The sequence below is a fragment of the Desulfamplus magnetovallimortis genome (assembly GCF_900170035.1).
In the GTDB taxonomy this organism is placed as follows: Bacteria; Desulfobacterota; Desulfobacteria; order Desulfobacterales; family Desulfobacteraceae; genus Desulfamplus; species Desulfamplus magnetovallimortis.
Genome location: NZ_LT828564.1, coordinates 56,843 through 75,162 on the forward strand (window position 1 = coordinate 56,843; position 18,320 = coordinate 75,162).

15 protein-coding genes are annotated in these 18,320 nt (G+C 37.9%); 2 read left to right on the plus strand and 13 right to left on the minus strand.

Annotated elements, in window-relative coordinates; all coding sequences use genetic code 11:
* Nucleotides 1-566: 566 nt before the first annotated feature.
* Both MTBBW1_RS25165 and MTBBW1_RS25170 read left to right on the plus strand, forming a co-directional pair.
* Nucleotides 567-2,765, plus strand: a complete 2,199-nt coding sequence (locus tag MTBBW1_RS25165) for a motility associated factor glycosyltransferase family protein (RefSeq protein ID WP_080809157.1) — start codon at nucleotides 567-569, stop codon at nucleotides 2,763-2,765.
* Nucleotides 2,701-3,531 (plus strand): tetratricopeptide repeat protein, encoded by an 831-nt coding sequence (locus MTBBW1_RS25170; RefSeq protein WP_080809159.1) that lies wholly within the window; start codon nucleotides 2,701-2,703, stop codon nucleotides 3,529-3,531. The genes MTBBW1_RS25165 and MTBBW1_RS25170 overlap by 65 nt, the downstream gene beginning before the upstream one ends.
* 174 nt (nucleotides 3,532-3,705) lie before the next feature.
* Here the strand turns inward: MTBBW1_RS25170 and MTBBW1_RS25175 are convergent, their stop codons facing one another.
* From MTBBW1_RS25175 to MTBBW1_RS25235, 13 genes are all read right to left on the minus strand, one after another.
* Complete coding sequence (locus MTBBW1_RS25175) at nucleotides 3,706-4,224, minus strand: hypothetical protein (RefSeq protein ID WP_080809162.1); 519 nt, start codon at nucleotides 4,222-4,224, stop codon at nucleotides 3,706-3,708.
* Nucleotides 4,225-4,308: 84 nt separating this feature from the next.
* On the minus strand, nucleotides 4,309-5,256 hold the full coding sequence (locus tag MTBBW1_RS25180) for an SPASM domain-containing protein (protein WP_080809165.1): 948 nt from the start codon (nucleotides 5,254-5,256) through the stop codon (nucleotides 4,309-4,311).
* Nucleotides 5,253-6,386, minus strand: coding sequence for a glycosyltransferase (locus MTBBW1_RS25185; RefSeq protein ID WP_222424168.1), 1,134 nt, complete (start codon nucleotides 6,384-6,386; stop codon nucleotides 5,253-5,255). Before MTBBW1_RS25185 ends, MTBBW1_RS25180 begins: the two co-directional genes overlap by 4 nt.
* On the minus strand, nucleotides 6,387-7,556 hold the full coding sequence (locus MTBBW1_RS25190; protein ID WP_186441706.1) for a phosphonoacetaldehyde reductase: 1,170 nt from the start codon (nucleotides 7,554-7,556) through the stop codon (nucleotides 6,387-6,389).
* Entirely contained in the window at nucleotides 7,549-8,715 is a 1,167-nt protein-coding gene (gene aepY / locus MTBBW1_RS25195; RefSeq protein ID WP_080809171.1) for a phosphonopyruvate decarboxylase, read from the minus strand. The genes MTBBW1_RS25190 and aepY overlap by 8 nt, the downstream gene beginning before the upstream one ends.
* Before the next feature lie 81 nt (nucleotides 8,716-8,796).
* Nucleotides 8,797-10,107 (minus strand): phosphoenolpyruvate mutase, encoded by a 1,311-nt coding sequence (gene aepX / locus MTBBW1_RS25200; protein ID WP_080809174.1) that lies wholly within the window; start codon nucleotides 10,105-10,107, stop codon nucleotides 8,797-8,799.
* Between the two features lie 83 nt (nucleotides 10,108-10,190).
* On the minus strand, nucleotides 10,191-10,730 hold the full coding sequence (locus MTBBW1_RS25205) for an adenylyl-sulfate kinase (RefSeq protein ID WP_080809177.1): 540 nt from the start codon (nucleotides 10,728-10,730) through the stop codon (nucleotides 10,191-10,193).
* Between the two features lie 12 nt (nucleotides 10,731-10,742).
* Nucleotides 10,743-13,061: a hypothetical protein gene (locus MTBBW1_RS25210; RefSeq protein ID WP_080809180.1), complete on the minus strand. Its 2,319-nt coding sequence runs from the start codon at nucleotides 13,059-13,061 to the stop codon at nucleotides 10,743-10,745.
* Between the two features lie 8 nt (nucleotides 13,062-13,069).
* On the minus strand, nucleotides 13,070-14,134 hold the full coding sequence (locus MTBBW1_RS25215; protein ID WP_080809183.1) for an FkbM family methyltransferase: 1,065 nt from the start codon (nucleotides 14,132-14,134) through the stop codon (nucleotides 13,070-13,072).
* Nucleotides 14,135-14,413: 279 nt separating this feature from the next.
* A complete protein-coding gene (locus MTBBW1_RS25220) occupies nucleotides 14,414-15,646 on the minus strand; it encodes a radical SAM protein (protein ID WP_222424169.1) in 1,233 nt (410 codons plus the stop codon).
* Between the two features lie 13 nt (nucleotides 15,647-15,659).
* The gene (locus MTBBW1_RS25225) at nucleotides 15,660-16,448 is read right to left on the minus strand and encodes a nucleotidyl transferase AbiEii/AbiGii toxin family protein (RefSeq protein WP_080809189.1); all 789 of its coding nucleotides are present in this window, start codon (nucleotides 16,446-16,448) and stop codon (nucleotides 15,660-15,662) included.
* Nucleotides 16,449-16,452: 4 nt separating this feature from the next.
* Entirely contained in the window at nucleotides 16,453-17,052 is a 600-nt protein-coding gene (locus MTBBW1_RS25230; protein WP_139786902.1) for a type IV toxin-antitoxin system AbiEi family antitoxin domain-containing protein, read from the minus strand.
* Between the two features lie 32 nt (nucleotides 17,053-17,084).
* Nucleotides 17,085-18,314: a radical SAM protein gene (locus MTBBW1_RS25235; protein WP_080809195.1), complete on the minus strand. Its 1,230-nt coding sequence runs from the start codon at nucleotides 18,312-18,314 to the stop codon at nucleotides 17,085-17,087.
* Between the last annotated feature and the right edge of the window lie 6 nt (nucleotides 18,315-18,320).

Genomic DNA, 18,320 nt, shown 5'->3' on the forward strand with positions numbered 1-18,320 from the left:
TATGAGGTTAGGCTTGACGTTTTATTTGTTGGTGCAATTTTGCATCAATGTTGGGCATCCTTCATTCTTCAGTTGACACTTAGCTGAAATAAAATTTTTTTTTGGGGGCAAGGGCCACTTTTTTTTAAAAAAAGTTGTGAGCAGATTCCCTTTTGATGTATCTTTGTAATATACAAAAAAAAACACTGATACAGGAGAGAATATGCTGCTCAAAGATTTCAATAACTTACCAGAATTTATTTTTAAGGGAAAGCAATTTGTACGCCGTGAAGATCTCACAGAATCAATTCGGTCATATATTGCTGTTATTTTGCATTTATTGGTTATTATTATAAAAACTCCATCAAGATCCCTTTGATCGTATATTAATTGCCCAGGCTGAAAGTGAAGGAATGAGCCTGCTCACTGTGGATAAGATTGTTATTAAATATGGAGGAGCGGTTTTGGATGTTTCCGCTTAATGGTTAACTCTATTTTCTGAAAGTTTTTTTAGTGCCCATTTGAATTTTTTAATTCAGTATGGACAACATTATGAGACCATCAAAGTTTGTTATAAGGAGAAAAAAGTGCATAATTTCTGGGATAAAAACATTGAACTTCTTCGTCAAAAGGATCAAAAACTTTGTAATAGTGTACTTTCTTTCACTCCTTCTGATATCGGAGATATTATTGAAACATCCACTTTGCCTACCCTTCGTTTTAGAACTCCTGGAAAAAAATATACCTATGCATATGATCCTGTTGATCCTTTAAGTAATATTGAACAAAAGCTTCCAGTACTTAAAAATAAAAATAATCTCAATGAGACCGTATGCATTTTCACTGGTATGGGGCTGGGGCATCTTCCCATTGTGGCAATGGAGCGTAGAAAAGATATTTTCAGGGCAGTTATTCTTGAACCCTCCATGGATATCTTTTACTTAGCCCTTAAATATGTTGATCTCTCCCCGCTTTTTACATCTCCAAAGATTTCCATATTTGCAGGGGAGATTGACTGGAAGCAGTTTGATGAAACCATCAATAGAAAAACAATTAATACTGATTTTCTTTTCAGCGATTTTCTTGCACTTTTTGACTGGAATCCTGAACTTTACAACAACGCAAAAAATAAGGCCAGGGCATATGCTGTCAGGGCTGTCTCCGGCATGGGTGTGCTTGGAAAGTTTGGAGAGCATATTTTCAGAAACAGAATGCGTAATCTTGAGCTTTTCAGAGAAGCATCCTTTGCAGACAGGCTAAAAGATGCTTTTAAGGGGAAACCCGCTGTTCTTGTTTCAGCAGGCCCATCACTTGACAAAAGTATCCCTTTGTTAAAAAAGGCTGTTGGTAAATGTGTAATGATTGCTGTGGATTCTGCTCTTGTTCCCTTACAAAGGAATGGTATCAACCCTGATTTTGTGGTTACCTTGGATTACAGGGAGCTTAATTCCGAAAAGTTATCTCCTGATGTTGTGTCATCAGCAGATTTTTCCCTTGTTGCGACCATAACATCATCTGTTCCCACTGCACGAAGGTTGCCATTGAAAAATCTTTTTTTCTGCTTTCAGGATAATGATACTCAATCCTGGCTAATTGAGGCTCTTAAAATCAAATATCTCATGGAGCCGGTTGGTACAGTTGCCTCCCTTGCGTTGAGTTTTGCCCAGATGATAGGTGCTGATCCAATAATTATGACAGGCTATGACTTTGCATTAACAACAGAGGAGACAGACCATGTTGGAGGTGTGGTTTTTAACCATGGATGGCATTTAAAGGATGGAAGCTTTGTTGTTAAGAGTATTGACGGGCATGGCGTTCGTACCCTTGATTTTCTATTTGAGTTTAAGCAAAATTTTGAGCAAAATCTCAAAAAATATCAATGTGAATATATAAACGCAACAGCAGCAGGTGCCCATATTGAAGGTACCAGAGTGGAAAGTCTTGATAATGTTATCAATAACTATCTGAGAGAACCTTTAGATCAAGGGCAGATTATTAAGGCAGCTATGGAGGATTCTCCAACTCCTGCAATTTCCAGTTTTATTGCTGCAGCAAAACTTCAGATTGATGTTGCAAACAAAAGTTTAAAGCAGATACAGGCGCTGCAAAAACAGAATAGCAAGGTTGTTCAAGCTATTCAAAAGTACAGCAAAAAATTGAAAGGAAGGGTGGATGGCATAAACCGTTTGTCCCAACTTACTCCGCAAGTGCAAAAAGATAAGAAAAAGCTTAATCAAATGTATAAGCGATTAAAGCCTTTTATGCCAATGGAAGAGGTGGCAGCTAAAAAGATACATGAAGCCAGATCTTTTGAAGAGACAGAAGCGGTATCTAACTACATTGAAACGGTTTTAAAGGAGTCAAGGGTTCTGGAGCTGGAGATGGAGGGGCATCAATATGGCGTTGAAGTTTTTATTGCCTCGGTGGAGGGTCTTGTTAAATTCTTGGAAATGGAAGAGAATATTCTTGGAAAAGAGTTTGCAGGAGGTAGGGAGGGGATTGTTGGGGGGAGAAATGGAGTTGCAGAAGACAAAATTTCTACCGTAAATTTCGGGGAAAACAACGAAATGACGGCACTTACAGAACATTATATTAATGAGCGTTGTCCCATTAAAGCTCTTTCAATACTGAGTTGTGAGCCCGAAATAACTCATTTTAATTCCAACTCCACTTTAATAGAGATCGGGAGAGGGCAGAATGGTGAAAGCTCCAAGGAGGTTAATGGAGATTCTGCCAGGTACCATTTTTTTAATGGGAAATATATATGTCCAGCTTTTAAATTTTGATATGGCCTTTAAATACTGGGAAGTTGCCCTGAACAAGGAACCCGGCTTAAGCTTGGAAATCAAGGATTATCAGAGAAAAGAAGCAGATTACTGGCTGGAGCGGGGCAGAACAGAACCTTCTATAATGGATAAGGCCATGACACGGGCATTGCAATTGTGCCGTGAAGAGGATTTTATCGTAAAGGCTAAAAATGTGGGCTGGCAGCGTTCATCAGCAATGTTAAATACTTGGATCAATAAACATGCCCGATTTAAAGATGCAGAACTGTTTCTTTGCTATCTTGAACCTTTGCGTGGATTAACACCTGAGTGGGATTATCTAATGGGACGTCTTTGTTCACAAAAGGGTGACATTGAAAATGCCTTGGTTCATGTTGAAGATGCACTGAAATATGAATTTGAAGAGGCTGAAAAACCAAAAGATTACCCTTCGTGGATTGGATTATCAGCAAGACTTTTTTTGGAAAACAACAGGTTTGAGGAGGGAATTAAAAGGCTTCAGGAAGCTGTTGAGATGGATAAAAATCAGGCAGTTCTTTGGGAAGAGCTTGGTGATACGCTTTTTGGTATGCAAGATTACACTACTTCTGCAATTGCCTATGAAAAATGTTATATTGCAATGCCAGACAGGCATGATATCCTGAAAAAGTTTGGTGATTGTTACTGTAAGATGGGGGAGATTGAAGCGGCAAGGGCTGCATATCAAGCGGTACTTGAAAAAGATTCATCCAATGAAGCAGCAAAAAAAGCCTTGGATGAATTATAGTATGGATGAACATTTATTTGTTGAATGTTGTTTAGCTATTGCAAGCTTGCAGGTTTTTCCTATGAAAAATGATTTTTTTGATGATATGAAAAATGTGGTGGTGTCCCAAATATGTTGATGAGCTCTTCAAAAACCTTGATTCAGCAGGGCTTTCACAAAAAGATATCAACACTTTTATGACACTACCAAAAATGTGAGGTTCGATATGGAAGCTGCTGTTGTTCTTCTGTCCCATACTGCAAAGGATATGGTTACAGCTACAATGCCGGCAAATGAAGCGACTATGGCAATGAAAATTGCAATCAGATCTGCCATACGTTTGTCAAATTGACTGGTCTGCTCTGCCATGCGTTTGTCCATGGCTTCAAACCTGTCATTCATATTTTTATTCATGGCTTCAAACCTGTTGTTCATATTTTTATCCATGGCTTCAAACCGCTGATTCATGGCTTCAAACTGGTCATTCATACTTTTGTCCATGGCTTCAAACCGATCATTAATACTTTTGTCCATGGCTTCAAACCGGTCATCTGTACGTTTTTCAAGTTCATTGACCCGGACATTAAGTTGAATGAGCAACTCTCTATCTTTTTGTGTAAAACCGAGATCTTCAGCACAACTATTATGGTATGGGACAAATAGCAATGCAAATATAATGGTAACCAACCATAAATAATTGAATTTGTAATTCATAATATCTGCCTCTTCTTTACTGTGAAAATGTATAGATCAAGAATATACACATCGGCATGTAAGGGTCAATGCTTTTTTCCGTTATCAAGCCCTCTTTCTGACAATACATTTTCTACACGACGGAATTTCCTGATCTGTATTTACAGTTTTCCGAAGGTTTTGTGCCACAGGCCCGAACCAGCAATCATCGAAACGGCTGTGGTTGAGATTACCCAATGCCGGAGAACCATAGCAACATCCAAAAACATTGCCATTAACATCAATAAAGCATGTATTCCATGGCCGCCTGCATATCTCCCCACCCCTGTTTTCAGGCTCAATAATATTAGCAAATGATGCTGCTTCCTTTATTTTTGCCTTTGCCATATCAGGGCCAATACTTTCCTTTCTTTTAAGCTCTTGATCACTGAAGGCTGGATAAAATAGGTTTATGTAGTCAATTCCAAGTATTTTGGCTCTTTGTGCAAGTTCTGGCAAAGAATCAATGGTTGTGCGGGTAAGAAGGTAGTTTATCTCAATGGTTGGAGAAGAGATCTTGCCGGCAATGGCTTTTTGGGTGAGAACCTTGCCTATTCCCTTTAATGGTTTGGCAATTGAAGAACCTCTCATTTCACGGTAGGCAGCGTCTGTTCCGCCATCAATACTCACAATCAATCTATCCACATGGGCCACAATGTTTTCGGCAACTTTATCTGTTATCAGGGTACCGTTAGTTATGATTTTTATTTTACAGTTATTCTTCAATGCCAGCGTATAAATGGGATCAAGGTCACAAAGCAGTGGTTCCCCTCCAATGGGGTGGAGAAGCTCAAGCTGGGGAATTACATGGGAGAGCTTGTCAATAAGAGTCATATTGAAACTGGATGCAAACTCCTGTTGCAGACATACTTTACATCTCATGTTGCATTTTGTTGTGATAACAATACTTAACTCTTTTGGGTATGATTCTTTTTCTCTATTTTTATCTTGCAAATTTCCACCATTATTTTTGTAACTGGGGTTGGCAGATAAAGGAGATGATGGTTTTGTCATGGAAATGGATTTTCTCCCTTGCCGTTAAAAAAATATTCTTCTGGTACGGTAATAAGACGTTTTTGCCATTTTTGTCTGCTTTTATACCATCTTGGAGTGTGAAAACAGATATATTGCCATATATACAACCATGTGGAGCGTGTAAAAATCTCTTGATTATCTTCTGTAATTTTGAGCAATTCCCTTAATGTTGCAAGGCGGCATAAAATTTTAACAATCCCTTTTTCCATATATATACGGTAAAATTTATTGTAATGCTTTATTATATGATTAATCATTGTCCAGCGAAATTCATCGTGGGGAGGGTGTTGATCCAGGCATCCCACAGAATTTATTGCCCCAACAATGGGATTGGAGCCAAAGTTGTTTTCTCCATGGCGTCTGTAACATCCGTGAAAAGAGGGTATTAAAAGGGAGTTACCCAGTTGGTTTGCAAAATGTGCAATGTAGTAATCTGCACAGATACGAAATGTTATACCAGGGTCGGGCATAATGAGTCTTAATGTATCCATACGAAAAACCATGGAACTTGCTGTTGCCCATATCCAGTAACCTTTATGAAGGTGTGTGTCTGGTATATAGCGATATTTCCCCTTGGACATGTGATCAGGGTGGTCACCTGCAATGACCTTTCCCTGTCCATCAATTTGGTACTGGTTGGACGAGGTAAAGGCCACAGATCTTCTTCCGAGGTGTGCCTTGATATGTGTTTCCATGAAATCCGGCAGAAGTACATCATCGGAATCCAGCATCATGCAGAAGTTGCCTTGGGCTTTTGAAAGGCCATCCCTAAATGCTTCCATCTGTCCGCCATTGGTTTTTCGGCAGATCAGGGTAAATTTTTCCTTTTCCATTGGTGGAGCATTATCTATAAACTCTTTTATCCTGCTCACGGAATCATCCATTGACACATCATCCACAACAATACATTCCCAATGGGTATAGGTTTGTTTTATAACAGATTCAAGGGTTTCAATCACGTATTGGGCATAATTGTAATTGGTTATGATTACCGAGAGCAATGGATAGTTTATGCCGGCGGCAAAGAGCCTTTCATCACCGAAGGTGTCAATAGGTGGAGATGACTGGGGGGCGGGTGGAACTACTGAGGTAACCGAGGTTTTGGACATCTATATCTCCAGGCTTTGTTTAAGTAATTGGGTCAAAAGATTGTAGTCCATATCTTCTGAATAGTTTGCAGCTCTTTCCGGGTGAAACATTTCAGGGATATATTGCAGGATATCGGAATCTTTAATGTATCTATAAATCTCTTTGGGCAGGTTGATTTTTTGCAATAGTTCAAAAACACCTTCTATTATTTTTTTTTCAATACAGCCCGACATATTATTATGCTTCTTGTCAAGTCTTGAAAGGTAATTGCGGGCTAACCTTGGCAGGGTAAAGCTGCAAGCCAGGCCATGGGGAACGCCCTTATGTATTGTAAGGGGGTATGAGATTGCGTGGGCGATTGCTGTACGGGATTGACTTATTGCCATTCCAGCCAGAAGACTTGCTTCCTGCATAAGAGTTCTGCTGTAAAGTTTTGCAGGATTTTCAAGAACCATGGGAAGTGCTTTTACTGTAATGGAAAGCGATTGAAGGGCAAGTGCAGCGGTGATGGGTGTTCTGTTTATGTTCCAGAGGGATTCCAGTGCATGGGATATGGCATCTAAACCTGAATACAAGGTTTCGTTGTATGGAAGGGGTAACGTCAAGGCCGGGTCAAGAATGGCATGGGAGGGATAAATGCAAAAATGTGACAGGGAGAATTTTTTTTTGCTGTTTTGATCCCAAATGGTTGCAAATGGGGTGACTTCTGCCCCGGTTCCCGAGGTGGTAGGTATTGCTATGACTGGAATTTTGCTCTTTACCTGGGAAGGGTTAAAAGGTCTTTGTTTTATAAAAATATTATACAAGGGGTAGGGAATCAACTCTTTTATCTGCGTGGTATCATCTAAGACCAGGGTAACTCCTAAAACCTTTGCACTATCAATAACACTGCCACCGCCCAAAGCAACTATTCCGCTAATTTCACTATTTACAGAAAATTTTTGTGTAATGTTATCCAGATCTGATATCTGGGGGTTGGGAGCTATTTTGTCATACAACAAAGTTCTTTGTTTACCGATAATATTAATAAAATTGTCGGTTTCTCCCCTGCGGGTAAAGCCAGGTGTTGTAATTAGCAATATCTTACCTTCAGGTGGTAATATATCCTGTAAAATATCTATTGAGCCGTTTCCAGATGTAATTGATACTGGATGATTATGGAGCCATTTTTTTGGGATTTTATCAGACATTGGCAAAGGCATTTTTCATAAAAGCGTTTTTGTTTTCCATGGGAGTGGTTGTTGGGCGACCAAGGTCTTGTCTTGATCCTGTTGCAATCTGTATTTCCAGCATATTGGGCCCTTGATGCCGCCGGGATATATCCATCCAGCACTTTTTTAATGAGTTAATATCATATGCTAAATGGTAGTTTTTATAACCGCATGACCTGCTCAATAGATCCATATTCATTTTCCCTGCTACGGTGGGTTGTCCACCAACGGATTCATAGGCAGCATTGTTTAGAACTATATGAATTAAATTGGAAGGGGTTTTAGAATCTATATTATTTGTATTTTCTATATTGCCTATAACTGGTAAGGCACCCATGTGCATAAGAAGTGCACCATCACCGTCAAGACATATAACACGTCTATCCCTTCTTCCCATTGCCACTCCAAGGGCAATGGATGAAGCATGACCCATTGATCCCACTGTTAAAAAATCACGTTGATATTCCCCTCGTTTTTCCCTTAGCTCAAAAAGTTCCCTGGAGGTCTTTCCGGTTGTTGATATAATTAGATCATGGGGATTGACGAGATCAAGAATTTCAGAAAGTGCATCTTCCCGTTTCAGTGTATATTTTTTATTTGAGCCATATTGAAAAGTTTGTTGAGTAGTGTGAGGCTCAAATGTGTCTTTTTGAATCAGTAATGCAACCGGGGCACTTCTATCTTTTATTGCTGAAAATATTTCCTGGAGAATTATTTGCCAATCAGATTTTCCATTTAGTATCCAGTGGGGAATGTCAAGTATCTCAAGTAGATCTCTTGTGATTCTGCCTTGTTTTACATGTTGGGGCTCATCCTTTATGCCAGGTTCTCCCCGCCATCCAATAATAAGCAGTAAAGGTATGGAATAAACATCTGGATCTGTCAGGGAAGTCAATGGATTGACGCAGTTGCCAAGGCCGGAGTTTTGCATATATACCGCCCCAAGGGAGCCGGTTGCCATATGAAATCCGGCAGCAAGGGCAATGGCATTGCCTTCATTGGCAGTTATGATGTGTCGTCCATTCCAGTTGTCGTGTAGGTGGGCACAAAGGTGTTTAAGTAGAGAATCGGGCACACCTGCAAACATCCCTACTCCCTTTTCTTGAAGTGTCTTGCAAAAAATATCAGGTGGTATCATTTTTGAGTTCTTTACCGTGGAAATGGATACAATTTTCCATATTCGGGGGTGGCTGGATGACAGCCATGACCGTTTAATCAGTCAAGAATATTTCTGAATGGTACCTGGAATTAATTTCAGGATTTCACCAATTGACATAAGACACTTAGCCTTTGATGAACACTGATGTTTTAAGATAGATTCCGCAGTGTTTACCATTGCAGGATATGCACTTCTTATAAGCTGATTGGCATATATGACTATATTAACGCCATTGGACTGTAGTTCTTCTTCTGTTACATGGTTATAAGTAGAGGGTACAACCACCAAGGGCCTACGATTTTTGAGGTTGTTATATTGCCTGCAAAATTGATAAATTTCCCATGGGCTTTCCTTTCTGCTGTGAATCATGATTCCATCTGTACCAGCCTCAATATAAGCTTTGGCTCTATTCATAGCATCATCCATTCCAGCACCAAGGATAAGGCTTTCAATACGGGCAATAACCATGAAATCCTTTGTTATTGCCGCCTTTTTTCCCAGCTCTATTTTATGGCAGAAATTTTCAATATCCTCTTGTATTTGAGGCACGCTGTTACCAAGGAGAGAGTTTTGTTTTAGTCCTTTTTTATCCTCAATGATAACAGCAGAAACTCCAAGACGTTCCAATGTTTTTACTGTAAAAACAAAATGCTCAGGTCTGCCCCCTGTATCCCCATCAAATATAATTGGTTTTGTTGTAACCTCCAGCACATCGCTTAAAAGGTTCATGCGTGAGGAAATATCCACGGCTTCAATGTCAGGTTTTCCCCGTGCCGTTGAATCAGTAAGGCTGCTGGCCCACATGCCGTCAAACTCACGAATACCTTTGTCAGTTCTGATATGGGTTCTCTCCACAATCAAACCCGTGAGTCCGTTATGGATATCAAGAAAGCGGATTATTGGTTTTAAATTAAGCATTCTGCGAAGTGATTTGAGGCGAATTTCCGGAGTCGTTCCCACTTCCCTCATGGCACCGTGGAGTTTTGTAGATGAAATTCCCTTGGTATAAGGAATTTCCACAAGCTTTCCTCCCCAGCCATCAAGCACATCTATAACTTTTTGTCTTGTCTTTGCCTGAACTCCCTCTTTCCAGTCATCTCCATGTACAACAAAGTCGGGTTTTAACAACTTAAGGTTGGCTGTATAGTCAAGTGTGGTCTGTGGAATAATCTTGCTGACACCTTTAATATTTTCGATCACCTCTTTTCTTTGCTCAAAGCTCATGAAAGGGACACGTTTATAGCTTGCAATGGCCTCATCTGTCAAAAGTCCGATAATTACATCTCCAAGCTCCCTGGCTTTTTTGATGATATTCATGTGGCCTGGGTGAACAAGGTCAGCACTCATTCCAACATAGACTGTTTTGTCCATTTGTATATTAATCCTTAATTGTTACTTTGGAAATGAACACAATTTGATATATTTGGGAGTAGCTGAATCGCATTCATGCCCGTTTATGCTTTGCAAAGCAATAGTTTATTAAACACCTCTCCAGCAATTGACTCAGGTGAGCGTGATGGATCAAAATCAATTTTTATATCGGGATTAAGAGGCATTTCTGCCTTTAGATCAAGTCCATATACACAAGATGCTTCACCTGTATCATATCGTTTGTAAAGGCCTTTGGAATCTCTACGTCTAAGCTCTTCAATGGGTGTGTTCAAAAAAATTTCAAAATATCCTGGAAGATGTTGACGATTCCATGAATGGATCTCATGGAATAGTGCGATAGTTGCAATGATTACTGCGTGCCCCTGGGATGCAAGCATTTTACAGAGAGCCGAATACCTGTATGCAAGTTTTAGTCGGGATTCATGGTCATAACCGTAAACCGGACCAAAAACCTCCCTTAGTTGATCGCCATCCAGGAGAGTTGGCATAGTATTATTTGTTTTAAGTTTTTTTGTTAAAAAATTTGCCAGTGTACTTTTACCGGAATCGGAAAGGCCAGTCACCCAAATCACTGAGCCATTGATCTCTGTAGTGGGATTCAAATTTATTTCCTTTTATCTTTTTTGCTCTTTTGGATAGATATTCTTTTTTTCATCTAAAAAAACATTAAGCAGCCGGTATGCCACACTACTTTTGCTCACATCATCAATAAAATCTTTAACGCTTTGTTTATTATTCCGTTTAAATATAACATCAACACACACTTCAAAATAGAATTTATTGAAGTTTTTAAACTCTTTTTCTGAATTGTCATAAAAAGAAAAATTATGAAATATTAAATATATTATTTCTCTTAGTACACTTGCATATGATGCGTGTCCATCCTTGAAGTAGGCTAAATATTCAGAGATTATAGCATCAAAGATATTTTTGGGTATTGTTTCATTCTTTTTGATTTTCAATGTTAAATATTGAGGAAATATTTTAATGGACCTTGCAAAATCAAGTGCAACTAATATTTGGCATTTATTATTAAAAATCGAGATTATAGACTCTTCAAAGTCTTTGGTGCTGTTGCCAATTATATTTTGTTCTGTAAAGTATATATGTAGCCAGTCAGGGTTTGTTCTTTCATTTAGTATATCGTCAAGATAACCCATGAAATGACTTGAGAATGTTCGATTGTTTGCATATATGCTCTCTGAAATGGAACGTATGGTATCACTATACAGTGTTGGAGATTGGAGAAAATGGTCCGTTAATTGAAATAAATGCTCTAAATCATTGACTTTAAAACAGCCATTACCAATAAGATCATTGTGGGTAATGGTTACTCCACCTGGTCCCTGGGGAAAATATATGGATGGTTGGTATGTTGCAAGGGTAAAAGTTTGACCAGTTGAGGATCTGTCAGTGATTAATAGAATACCGCGGGCATATTGTTCTACATAATCATCAATATCATCATAAATAAAGTTTGGGTGTTTTGAAAATTGATCGACTATTTCTATGATGTTTGGATTGCTTCTATCTTCTGGCCTGGGGCGAAAGAGTGTTTTTTGTTTTGGGTAACGTTTCAGAAGTTCTTTTAATATATTAATCCCGTAAGGCTTTATAAAGCTCTCTGGGATATCTGAGATTGTAGGGCAGACAAGAATATGGTTAATTTCATAGCTCTTCAATTTTGATCGAGAATCTCTAATTCGATCATACTTGTTTGGTATCAAGGGCATTATAAAAGTATCACGTTTATTTCCGATAATTTTTTGTGGTATTTTAATATAATTTGGAACATTTATTTTCTTGTTTACACTTAAAGTGCTATTAACAGGTATAGCAACATATTGACCTCTTGTGAAAAGTTCTATTTCTGAGAGAGGGTTGTGAAACATCTGTCTTGCGGATCTGTTGATGTCTATACATTTAAGTTTTTTGAGCCATCCATTCCCCCATGTCAACCATAATGGATGCTTAAATCCGATTGCCACAGATAGCATATTGAGCCTTAACATTATTTCTTTATCAACTGGATAGAGATAGTCAATGCGATCAAATGTTGGCTCTATGGATAATGTAAGGCAATTATATCCTTGTTTGGTAAGTTTTTTATTAAAATCATCACCCAGTTGTGACCACATATGATGGTGGTAAAAAATAGCAATGTTTTTTTTTTCTGGTTGACATAGACGGTGTAGGAACGCAGCACATATATCGTTTGAGTTAATATTTTTTTGTTTAAATTCGGATAATATTCCGCTTTTTTGGTCAATGATAGTGACCATCTCTTTTGCAATGTCAGGCTTCTTATTAAAAACTCTTTTGCATAATAATATTTTTCTTGAGTCAAAATCTTCAAAATGCTCTTTTAAAAAATTTATGGTAATTTTGATACAATCATTTGGTTTTAATTCGGGTGTAAGATTTTTTTGACTTAAAAGTTCATTATAAACTTTTTGGGTGCTCTTAAGGATATTAAGTATTTTTTGCTCCGAGAGCATTTGGTCATTTTTGAGCATAAATTGATTTGAAATATTCTGCAAAGGCTTTTGTAACTGAAAATTTTGATAATCGAAATTATTTCCAATAATTGAAGGCTCATATATAATATGATCTTTGAATCCTATCTCAAATAATTTTAAGGATATTTCCAGCCACCAAACGGATGCAACAATGATCTTAAAGTTTGATTCACTTATAATAGGAATCTGATCAATTTTGTAAACTTTCAGATTTTCTTTTTTTCCGGAAACAAATGTGTCAATGAAAAATAGAAATTCAATGTCTGGCCTTTTTTTGCGTAAAGTTTTATATAGCTCAACACCTCTGCCACCAGCTCCGTAAATGGCAACTTTTTCGTTTTTTGCAAGCAGAGATGAAGTGACAGTCTCCATTTCTTCTAAATTAGCATAGCTAAATTTATTGGCTGAAGTCATATATTTGATCAGTTGTTACAATGGTTGTACACGCAATACATAACCGTATCCAATCTACAACAGGAGTGATGTCCGATATATATTTCATACTCAGGGACAAGATCTTTTATAAATATAGGAATTTGCCATAAATCTTCAATCTTATGATAAAGACATATTTGTAGTTTAGGTTTAAATTTTTTAATTGTCTGTGCTGCACCATATAACGCTTTAAGTTCAGCACCTTCGATGTCCATTTTTATTAGATCAATTTGATTAATATTGTGGTCTATAATGAAATCATCAAGACAAACTGCATCAACCTTAAGTTCCCCATGACTGTTTATGGTATTGGCATGACTTGTCAAAGGTGATTCCCAGAAAGAAACCTTTTCATTTTTATTCCATAAAGCAGCACAAATAGGTGTAATATTGCTCAATTGTAATTTGTTGATCGTTTGAATCATAGCATCGAATGAGGATGGTGTCGGTTCAAAGGCAAATATATTGCAATTTTCCTGACATTGCTTTGAAAAAAATATTGCAGTGTCACCTTGAGCAGCACCACCGTCTATAATAACATCTCCAGGTTCAGCTTTACATAATGGGTGGTTATAAATATAGTACTTTGAATAATAAGTTATTTTGGATTTGTAGAGTATATAATTAATAATTGCTTTATAGAGATCACAAGAGTTTTTATCGTTTATTAGTTGAAATACTTTTTCTATTTCGTCTGTTTTTATATCTGTTGTCGATGTCGAATCGCCTATTCCGTCTGTAAATATTTTGGTAAAACCCAAGTCTTTCAATTGCTTGAAAATAAATTTTTCTGCCCAACTACATATGATAACAGGCACATTAATCAAATGATTAAGTTGTTCAGGAGCTTTCACAGAAATTCCATTAATTATATTTCCTTGCCTTTTGGAACTATTATCTGCAAAAAATAATATTTTAAATCCTGATTTACTCAATGTTTGCTGACAGTTAAGACCTCGTTGGGATGTACCAAACACTATCATTTCATCAAAGATATGATTTTCAAAAATATTAAAAGGTATAGGAGCTAACTGTTTGAGTTTGTTTTTCATTTGTCCACTTTTGTTTTTATTATTTAGAGATAATTCCAAAATAATTTTCAAGAATTCTATTTATTAAGTTTTGGCAGTGTACAGGACAAAAAAACAGCAGGCATATCAAATTTAAAGTAATATCAATATGTTATGCAAAAGAGTAGATATGTTAAGTATAATGCGATAACTAATTGATATCATTTGAGATTTTATACACCCATTGTTTTTTTGTCCTGTACACTGAAGTTTTGGAGAAGGATGTGGGCGATAGACAGGAAAATAATTTAAAACCAGTTCTTAAAAAGAATTATCTTTATGTTGTTTTCGTATATAAAAAACAGGGCTTCTGATCTCGTTTTGCAACTCAACCGGCTTTGCTTCCCCGGCTCCCCAAAAAGATGCATAATCCCCATGAAATCCATCGCATATTTGCTTAAGAGAACATTGATCACAGCCTGGTGCATACTGGTAACTGCAATGCTGCCGTGCCCTGATAATTGCACTGTGTCTGTATTCATCCTCTCTGGAGATGTTTTGATCTGTAAGGTAATCTGGCCACTCTGAACTGGAAGAAAAAATGCTTGAACGCATGTTTGCCTCTCTTAAACGGAAAGGCTTTGTAAGTTCACCATCCCGCCTTCTCTGGGAAGGTTCTGCACTCCAGGACCATGAAGCATAATCCCATTCATGGCTATCATAAGGAAGTTGCTGGAAATTATAGAGATTTTTACGATATTGTTCAGGTACCATGCAAAGAGGATAATACCTTACATTGCATTCTATGCCGGCATCTTCAAGAATATTCATGGCACTGACAAGGGGAGGGGATACCTCTGAATATGAGGGAACGTCACTGAGAGATCGTTGATTGTTCTGCTGATCTTCAAAGGGATTGAAGGCAATGAAATTCACAACCCTTGCTCCGGTTTCAATGGCAAGTTTTGCAACACCTTCAAGATGGGGCAGGGCGGATTTTGCAAGAACACAGTTAAAACGGAAGGGTATATTTTGATTGATGAGGTTTTGAAGAGCCTTCATCTGTCTTTTATGGGCTCCCTTGACTCCACACATGGCATCATAGGCATCGTAAAGGCCGTGGACACTTATCAGAAGATCATTGATACCGGAATGTTTTAATGCTTTACATTTTTCTAAATTGTCCAGTATCATAGCATTTGTAATCAAAGTTGGTTTAAGTCCAATATCAGCACAATGGGCTACAAGTTTATTGATTTCAGGGAATATGGTGGGTTCCCCACCTTGAATATCAACGGCATCGTTATGGTAGAACTGACGCAAAGTTGTGCATATGCGTTTTGCCTTTTCAAGGGACATAAATGGATGATCTGGATGGTTTTTGTCCTTGATTCTGTTTTGGAAATAGCAAAAATGGCAACGGAGGTTGCAGGTCTGGCCAAGCCAGATTACACCTCTTGTGGTAATTGATTTTTTACCGTAAAATTGCGTTTGGCTTCCATAATCGGGGTGGGCCTGAGTTGGGCATGAAGGCTTGGTCATATTATTAGTCATTATATTAGTCTGTTTAGAGAAAGTTGTTATTTTGTAGATTTTTTAGTGTATCATGGAAGTAAAGAACCCTTTCTTTTTGTTCTGCCTGAAAAAGAAAGGGTTCAACGTCCTGTGCCAAAAAATCAAGATCCAGCTCTTCTATTCTGGCTGTGAATCGATCCATGAAATCTGGAGCTTCGATTCCTATGCAGTTTTGGATATATTTGAAATTGGGTCTTGTCATTCCCATGAGAAATGATATGTCAAACAAATCACGTCCCTTTTCCTTTTTGCTGTAGAGTACAGCCAGCATTTTCTGAGCCATGAGTATATCCGGAGGTGCAACAGGAATACGTCTGAAAATACCAAATTTGTTCAACAGGGTTATTGTTGGAGTGTAATTTTTATCTTTAATTTCTGTATCAACTCTTATTAGAATTTTGCGTCCTTTATCCGGGCTGATACCTGTTTTATAAAGAATTTCAGGAAAGCGGATATAGCAATGAAAAGCCCCTTTTTCCACCATGCGGTATTCAATTATGAAGCCTTTGTATTGCATATCTCTGCATGCTCTTGTAAGCAGATTTTCAAACTCTTCAAAGGAGAGGGCAAAGTTGTCAAAATCAAGATCTTCGGAAAAACGAATGCTTTGATGCAGTATACGTATCGCTGTTCCACCAATGAATGATATGTGGGACGCTTGAATATCTTTAAACATTGAATCCAGCAGTTCATGTTGGAGGTACTCCACCAGAACGCCCTGGGGGTTTTTTATAAAAACAGATTCCGGAAAATATTCCTTGATCTGGTCTAATGTAAGCATATTTTTACTGTAAGCATAAAAGTGTCCATTTTTTCATCCTGGGCATGTTGAAAGCATTAAGATATTGGGTAAATTTGCTTTTGTTTAAGGTTTGTCCAATTTGCTCATGGTTTAGGCGGATGGCTTTAAAATCATCCGAGGTTTTTATATTGGTAATGTTCAGGTAGAGATAATCCAGAATCGCTTTTTCAGGTTCTGCCATCAAAAATTGTCCATGTTCTGTGGAAATTACTTGATAACCCCAGAAAAGCTCTTTTTTGATATGACGATAAATAAAACGGCCAAAAATATTGTCAAATGTTCTGTTGATTTTCGCAGTAACACTTGTTTGGCTATATACCATTTCCGGAATGAAGTTATAATAAGAGAGTGCACTTTCAAGGCTTATGTAGCTTGGCTGGTAGATAAAGTAGGCAATTTCTTCACATTTAAGATTTTTAATCTTCCTGGTAAAGGCATATATACCATTTTTAAAACGTAACAAAAGTCCTTTTTTTACCCATAGGCTGAGTTGATAGTCGTAAATATTAAATCCAAGAAGAGATAGCTCCTGGCGGGAGAATATGGGTTGTCGAACAGCAATTTCCAGGTCAGTGTATTTCATAAACTTATTAATAATAATAAGTTTATGAAACGTCAAATGATTTTTTCAAATTGATTTTTTTTAACATGAAATGGCAATGTATAATTCAATCTTGCTCCAGGCAGGGCACCCTCTGCCCCAAAATGATCATAGGGGGAAAGCTCACTGCTTCCATGGTGTCTTAGATATATGGGAGAAAGGCCGTCACAAAAAGGCAGGGCAGCACAATCTTTGCATTTTTCAGGAAAAACTGTGAAGTGATCTCCACGAATTGCAATTATCGGTTCTTTATATTTATTCTGATAAGGATATATATCCTGATATCTATTTTGAATTACTTTATATCGGTCGCCTGTTTTTTCCGGTGTTATCCAAGTTATTGAATATTTATCTTCCATTTCAACGGGCATGGCACAATATTCAGGGGATTTGTCGTAGTTGCAGGCACGGTTTTGCCACTCAAAGGGATCATAAAATGTTCCTGTGAGTCCCACAATATGTTTTTCCATTCCCTTTAGAACGCAGTAGGGTGCATATCTGATATTGACAGCAATTTTTTTTCCTTGAGAATTCAATTTTTCCAAAGCTGATTCAAGATGTGGCCTGATATCACTGTATTTTGCCTGTATAGAAGGTGTTTTTGAGGCATCTCGCCAACCGTGGTAGGCATTGAAAAGGATAAAATTGTGAATATATACATGGTGTTTGGTAATTTTTTCAGAAATGGCCTGTAATGATGTCAAGTTTCCTTTAAAGACAACAGTATTGGTTCCATACTGGAAATCTTTACCATCAAGATGATCCATGGCCTTTTCCAGTTTCTTAAGTGACCCTCTGGTGAATTGATGGAATTGGGTTTCATCTGCAGCGTGTAGAGAAAAGAGAAAGTCGGTGAGTCCTGCATCTAAAAGTGCATCTATCAATGGCCTTTTTTTTGAATTCCCTTTGTATTCTCTATGCAGAAATTGACCCAGGGTGATAATACGACCTGCAAGCCCCAGTTCCCGGCATCCTTTTTCTATAATTGGTACAATATCCGGATGAAGTGTGGGTTCTCCCCCTGTTACATCAAAATGGTTATAGCTGTGGTGTTTAAATAGCTTCAAAATTTCAATCAGATCCATTGCACAGCGAAAACCACCTTGCCTTAGAGCTTCAAAATCTCTGGAGCCATTGTAATTTTTATAATAACAGAAGGTGCATGAATGGGAGCATTGAAGGCCAACATCCAGCACAGCTCCCTTCCCACGTTTGCCGGGGGTATGGCGATAATTTTGTTTCATTTATAA

Coding starts and splice junctions, on each gene's coding strand:
- MTBBW1_RS25210 (WP_080809180.1), bottom strand. CDS start 13,061: ATGACTTCAGCCAATAAATTTAGCTATGCTAATTTAGAAGAAATGGAG.
- MTBBW1_RS25215 (WP_080809183.1), bottom strand. CDS start 14,134: ATGAAAAACAAACTCAAACAGTTAGCTCCTATACCTTTTAATATTTTT.
- MTBBW1_RS25235 (WP_080809195.1), bottom strand. CDS start 18,314: ATGAAACAAAATTATCGCCATACCCCCGGCAAACGTGGGAAGGGAGCT.
- MTBBW1_RS25230 (WP_139786902.1), bottom strand. CDS start 17,052: ATGAAATACACTGACCTGGAAATTGCTGTTCGACAACCCATATTCTCC.
- MTBBW1_RS25225 (WP_080809189.1), bottom strand. CDS start 16,448: ATGCTTACATTAGACCAGATCAAGGAATATTTTCCGGAATCTGTTTTT.
- MTBBW1_RS25185 (WP_222424168.1), bottom strand. CDS start 6,386: ATGTCCAAAACCTCGGTTACCTCAGTAGTTCCACCCGCCCCCCAGTCA.
- aepX (WP_080809174.1), bottom strand. CDS start 10,107: ATGGACAAAACAGTCTATGTTGGAATGAGTGCTGACCTTGTTCACCCA.
- aepY (WP_080809171.1), bottom strand. CDS start 8,715: ATGATACCACCTGATATTTTTTGCAAGACACTTCAAGAAAAGGGAGTA.
- MTBBW1_RS25175 (WP_080809162.1), bottom strand. CDS start 4,224: ATGAATTACAAATTCAATTATTTATGGTTGGTTACCATTATATTTGCA.
- MTBBW1_RS25170 (WP_080809159.1), top strand. CDS start 2,701: ATGGAGATTCTGCCAGGTACCATTTTTTTAATGGGAAATATATATGTC.
- MTBBW1_RS25180 (WP_080809165.1), bottom strand. CDS start 5,256: ATGACAAAACCATCATCTCCTTTATCTGCCAACCCCAGTTACAAAAAT.
- MTBBW1_RS25190 (WP_186441706.1), bottom strand. CDS start 7,556: ATGTCTGATAAAATCCCAAAAAAATGGCTCCATAATCATCCAGTATCA.
- MTBBW1_RS25220 (WP_222424169.1), bottom strand. CDS start 15,646: ATGACTAATAATATGACCAAGCCTTCATGCCCAACTCAGGCCCACCCC.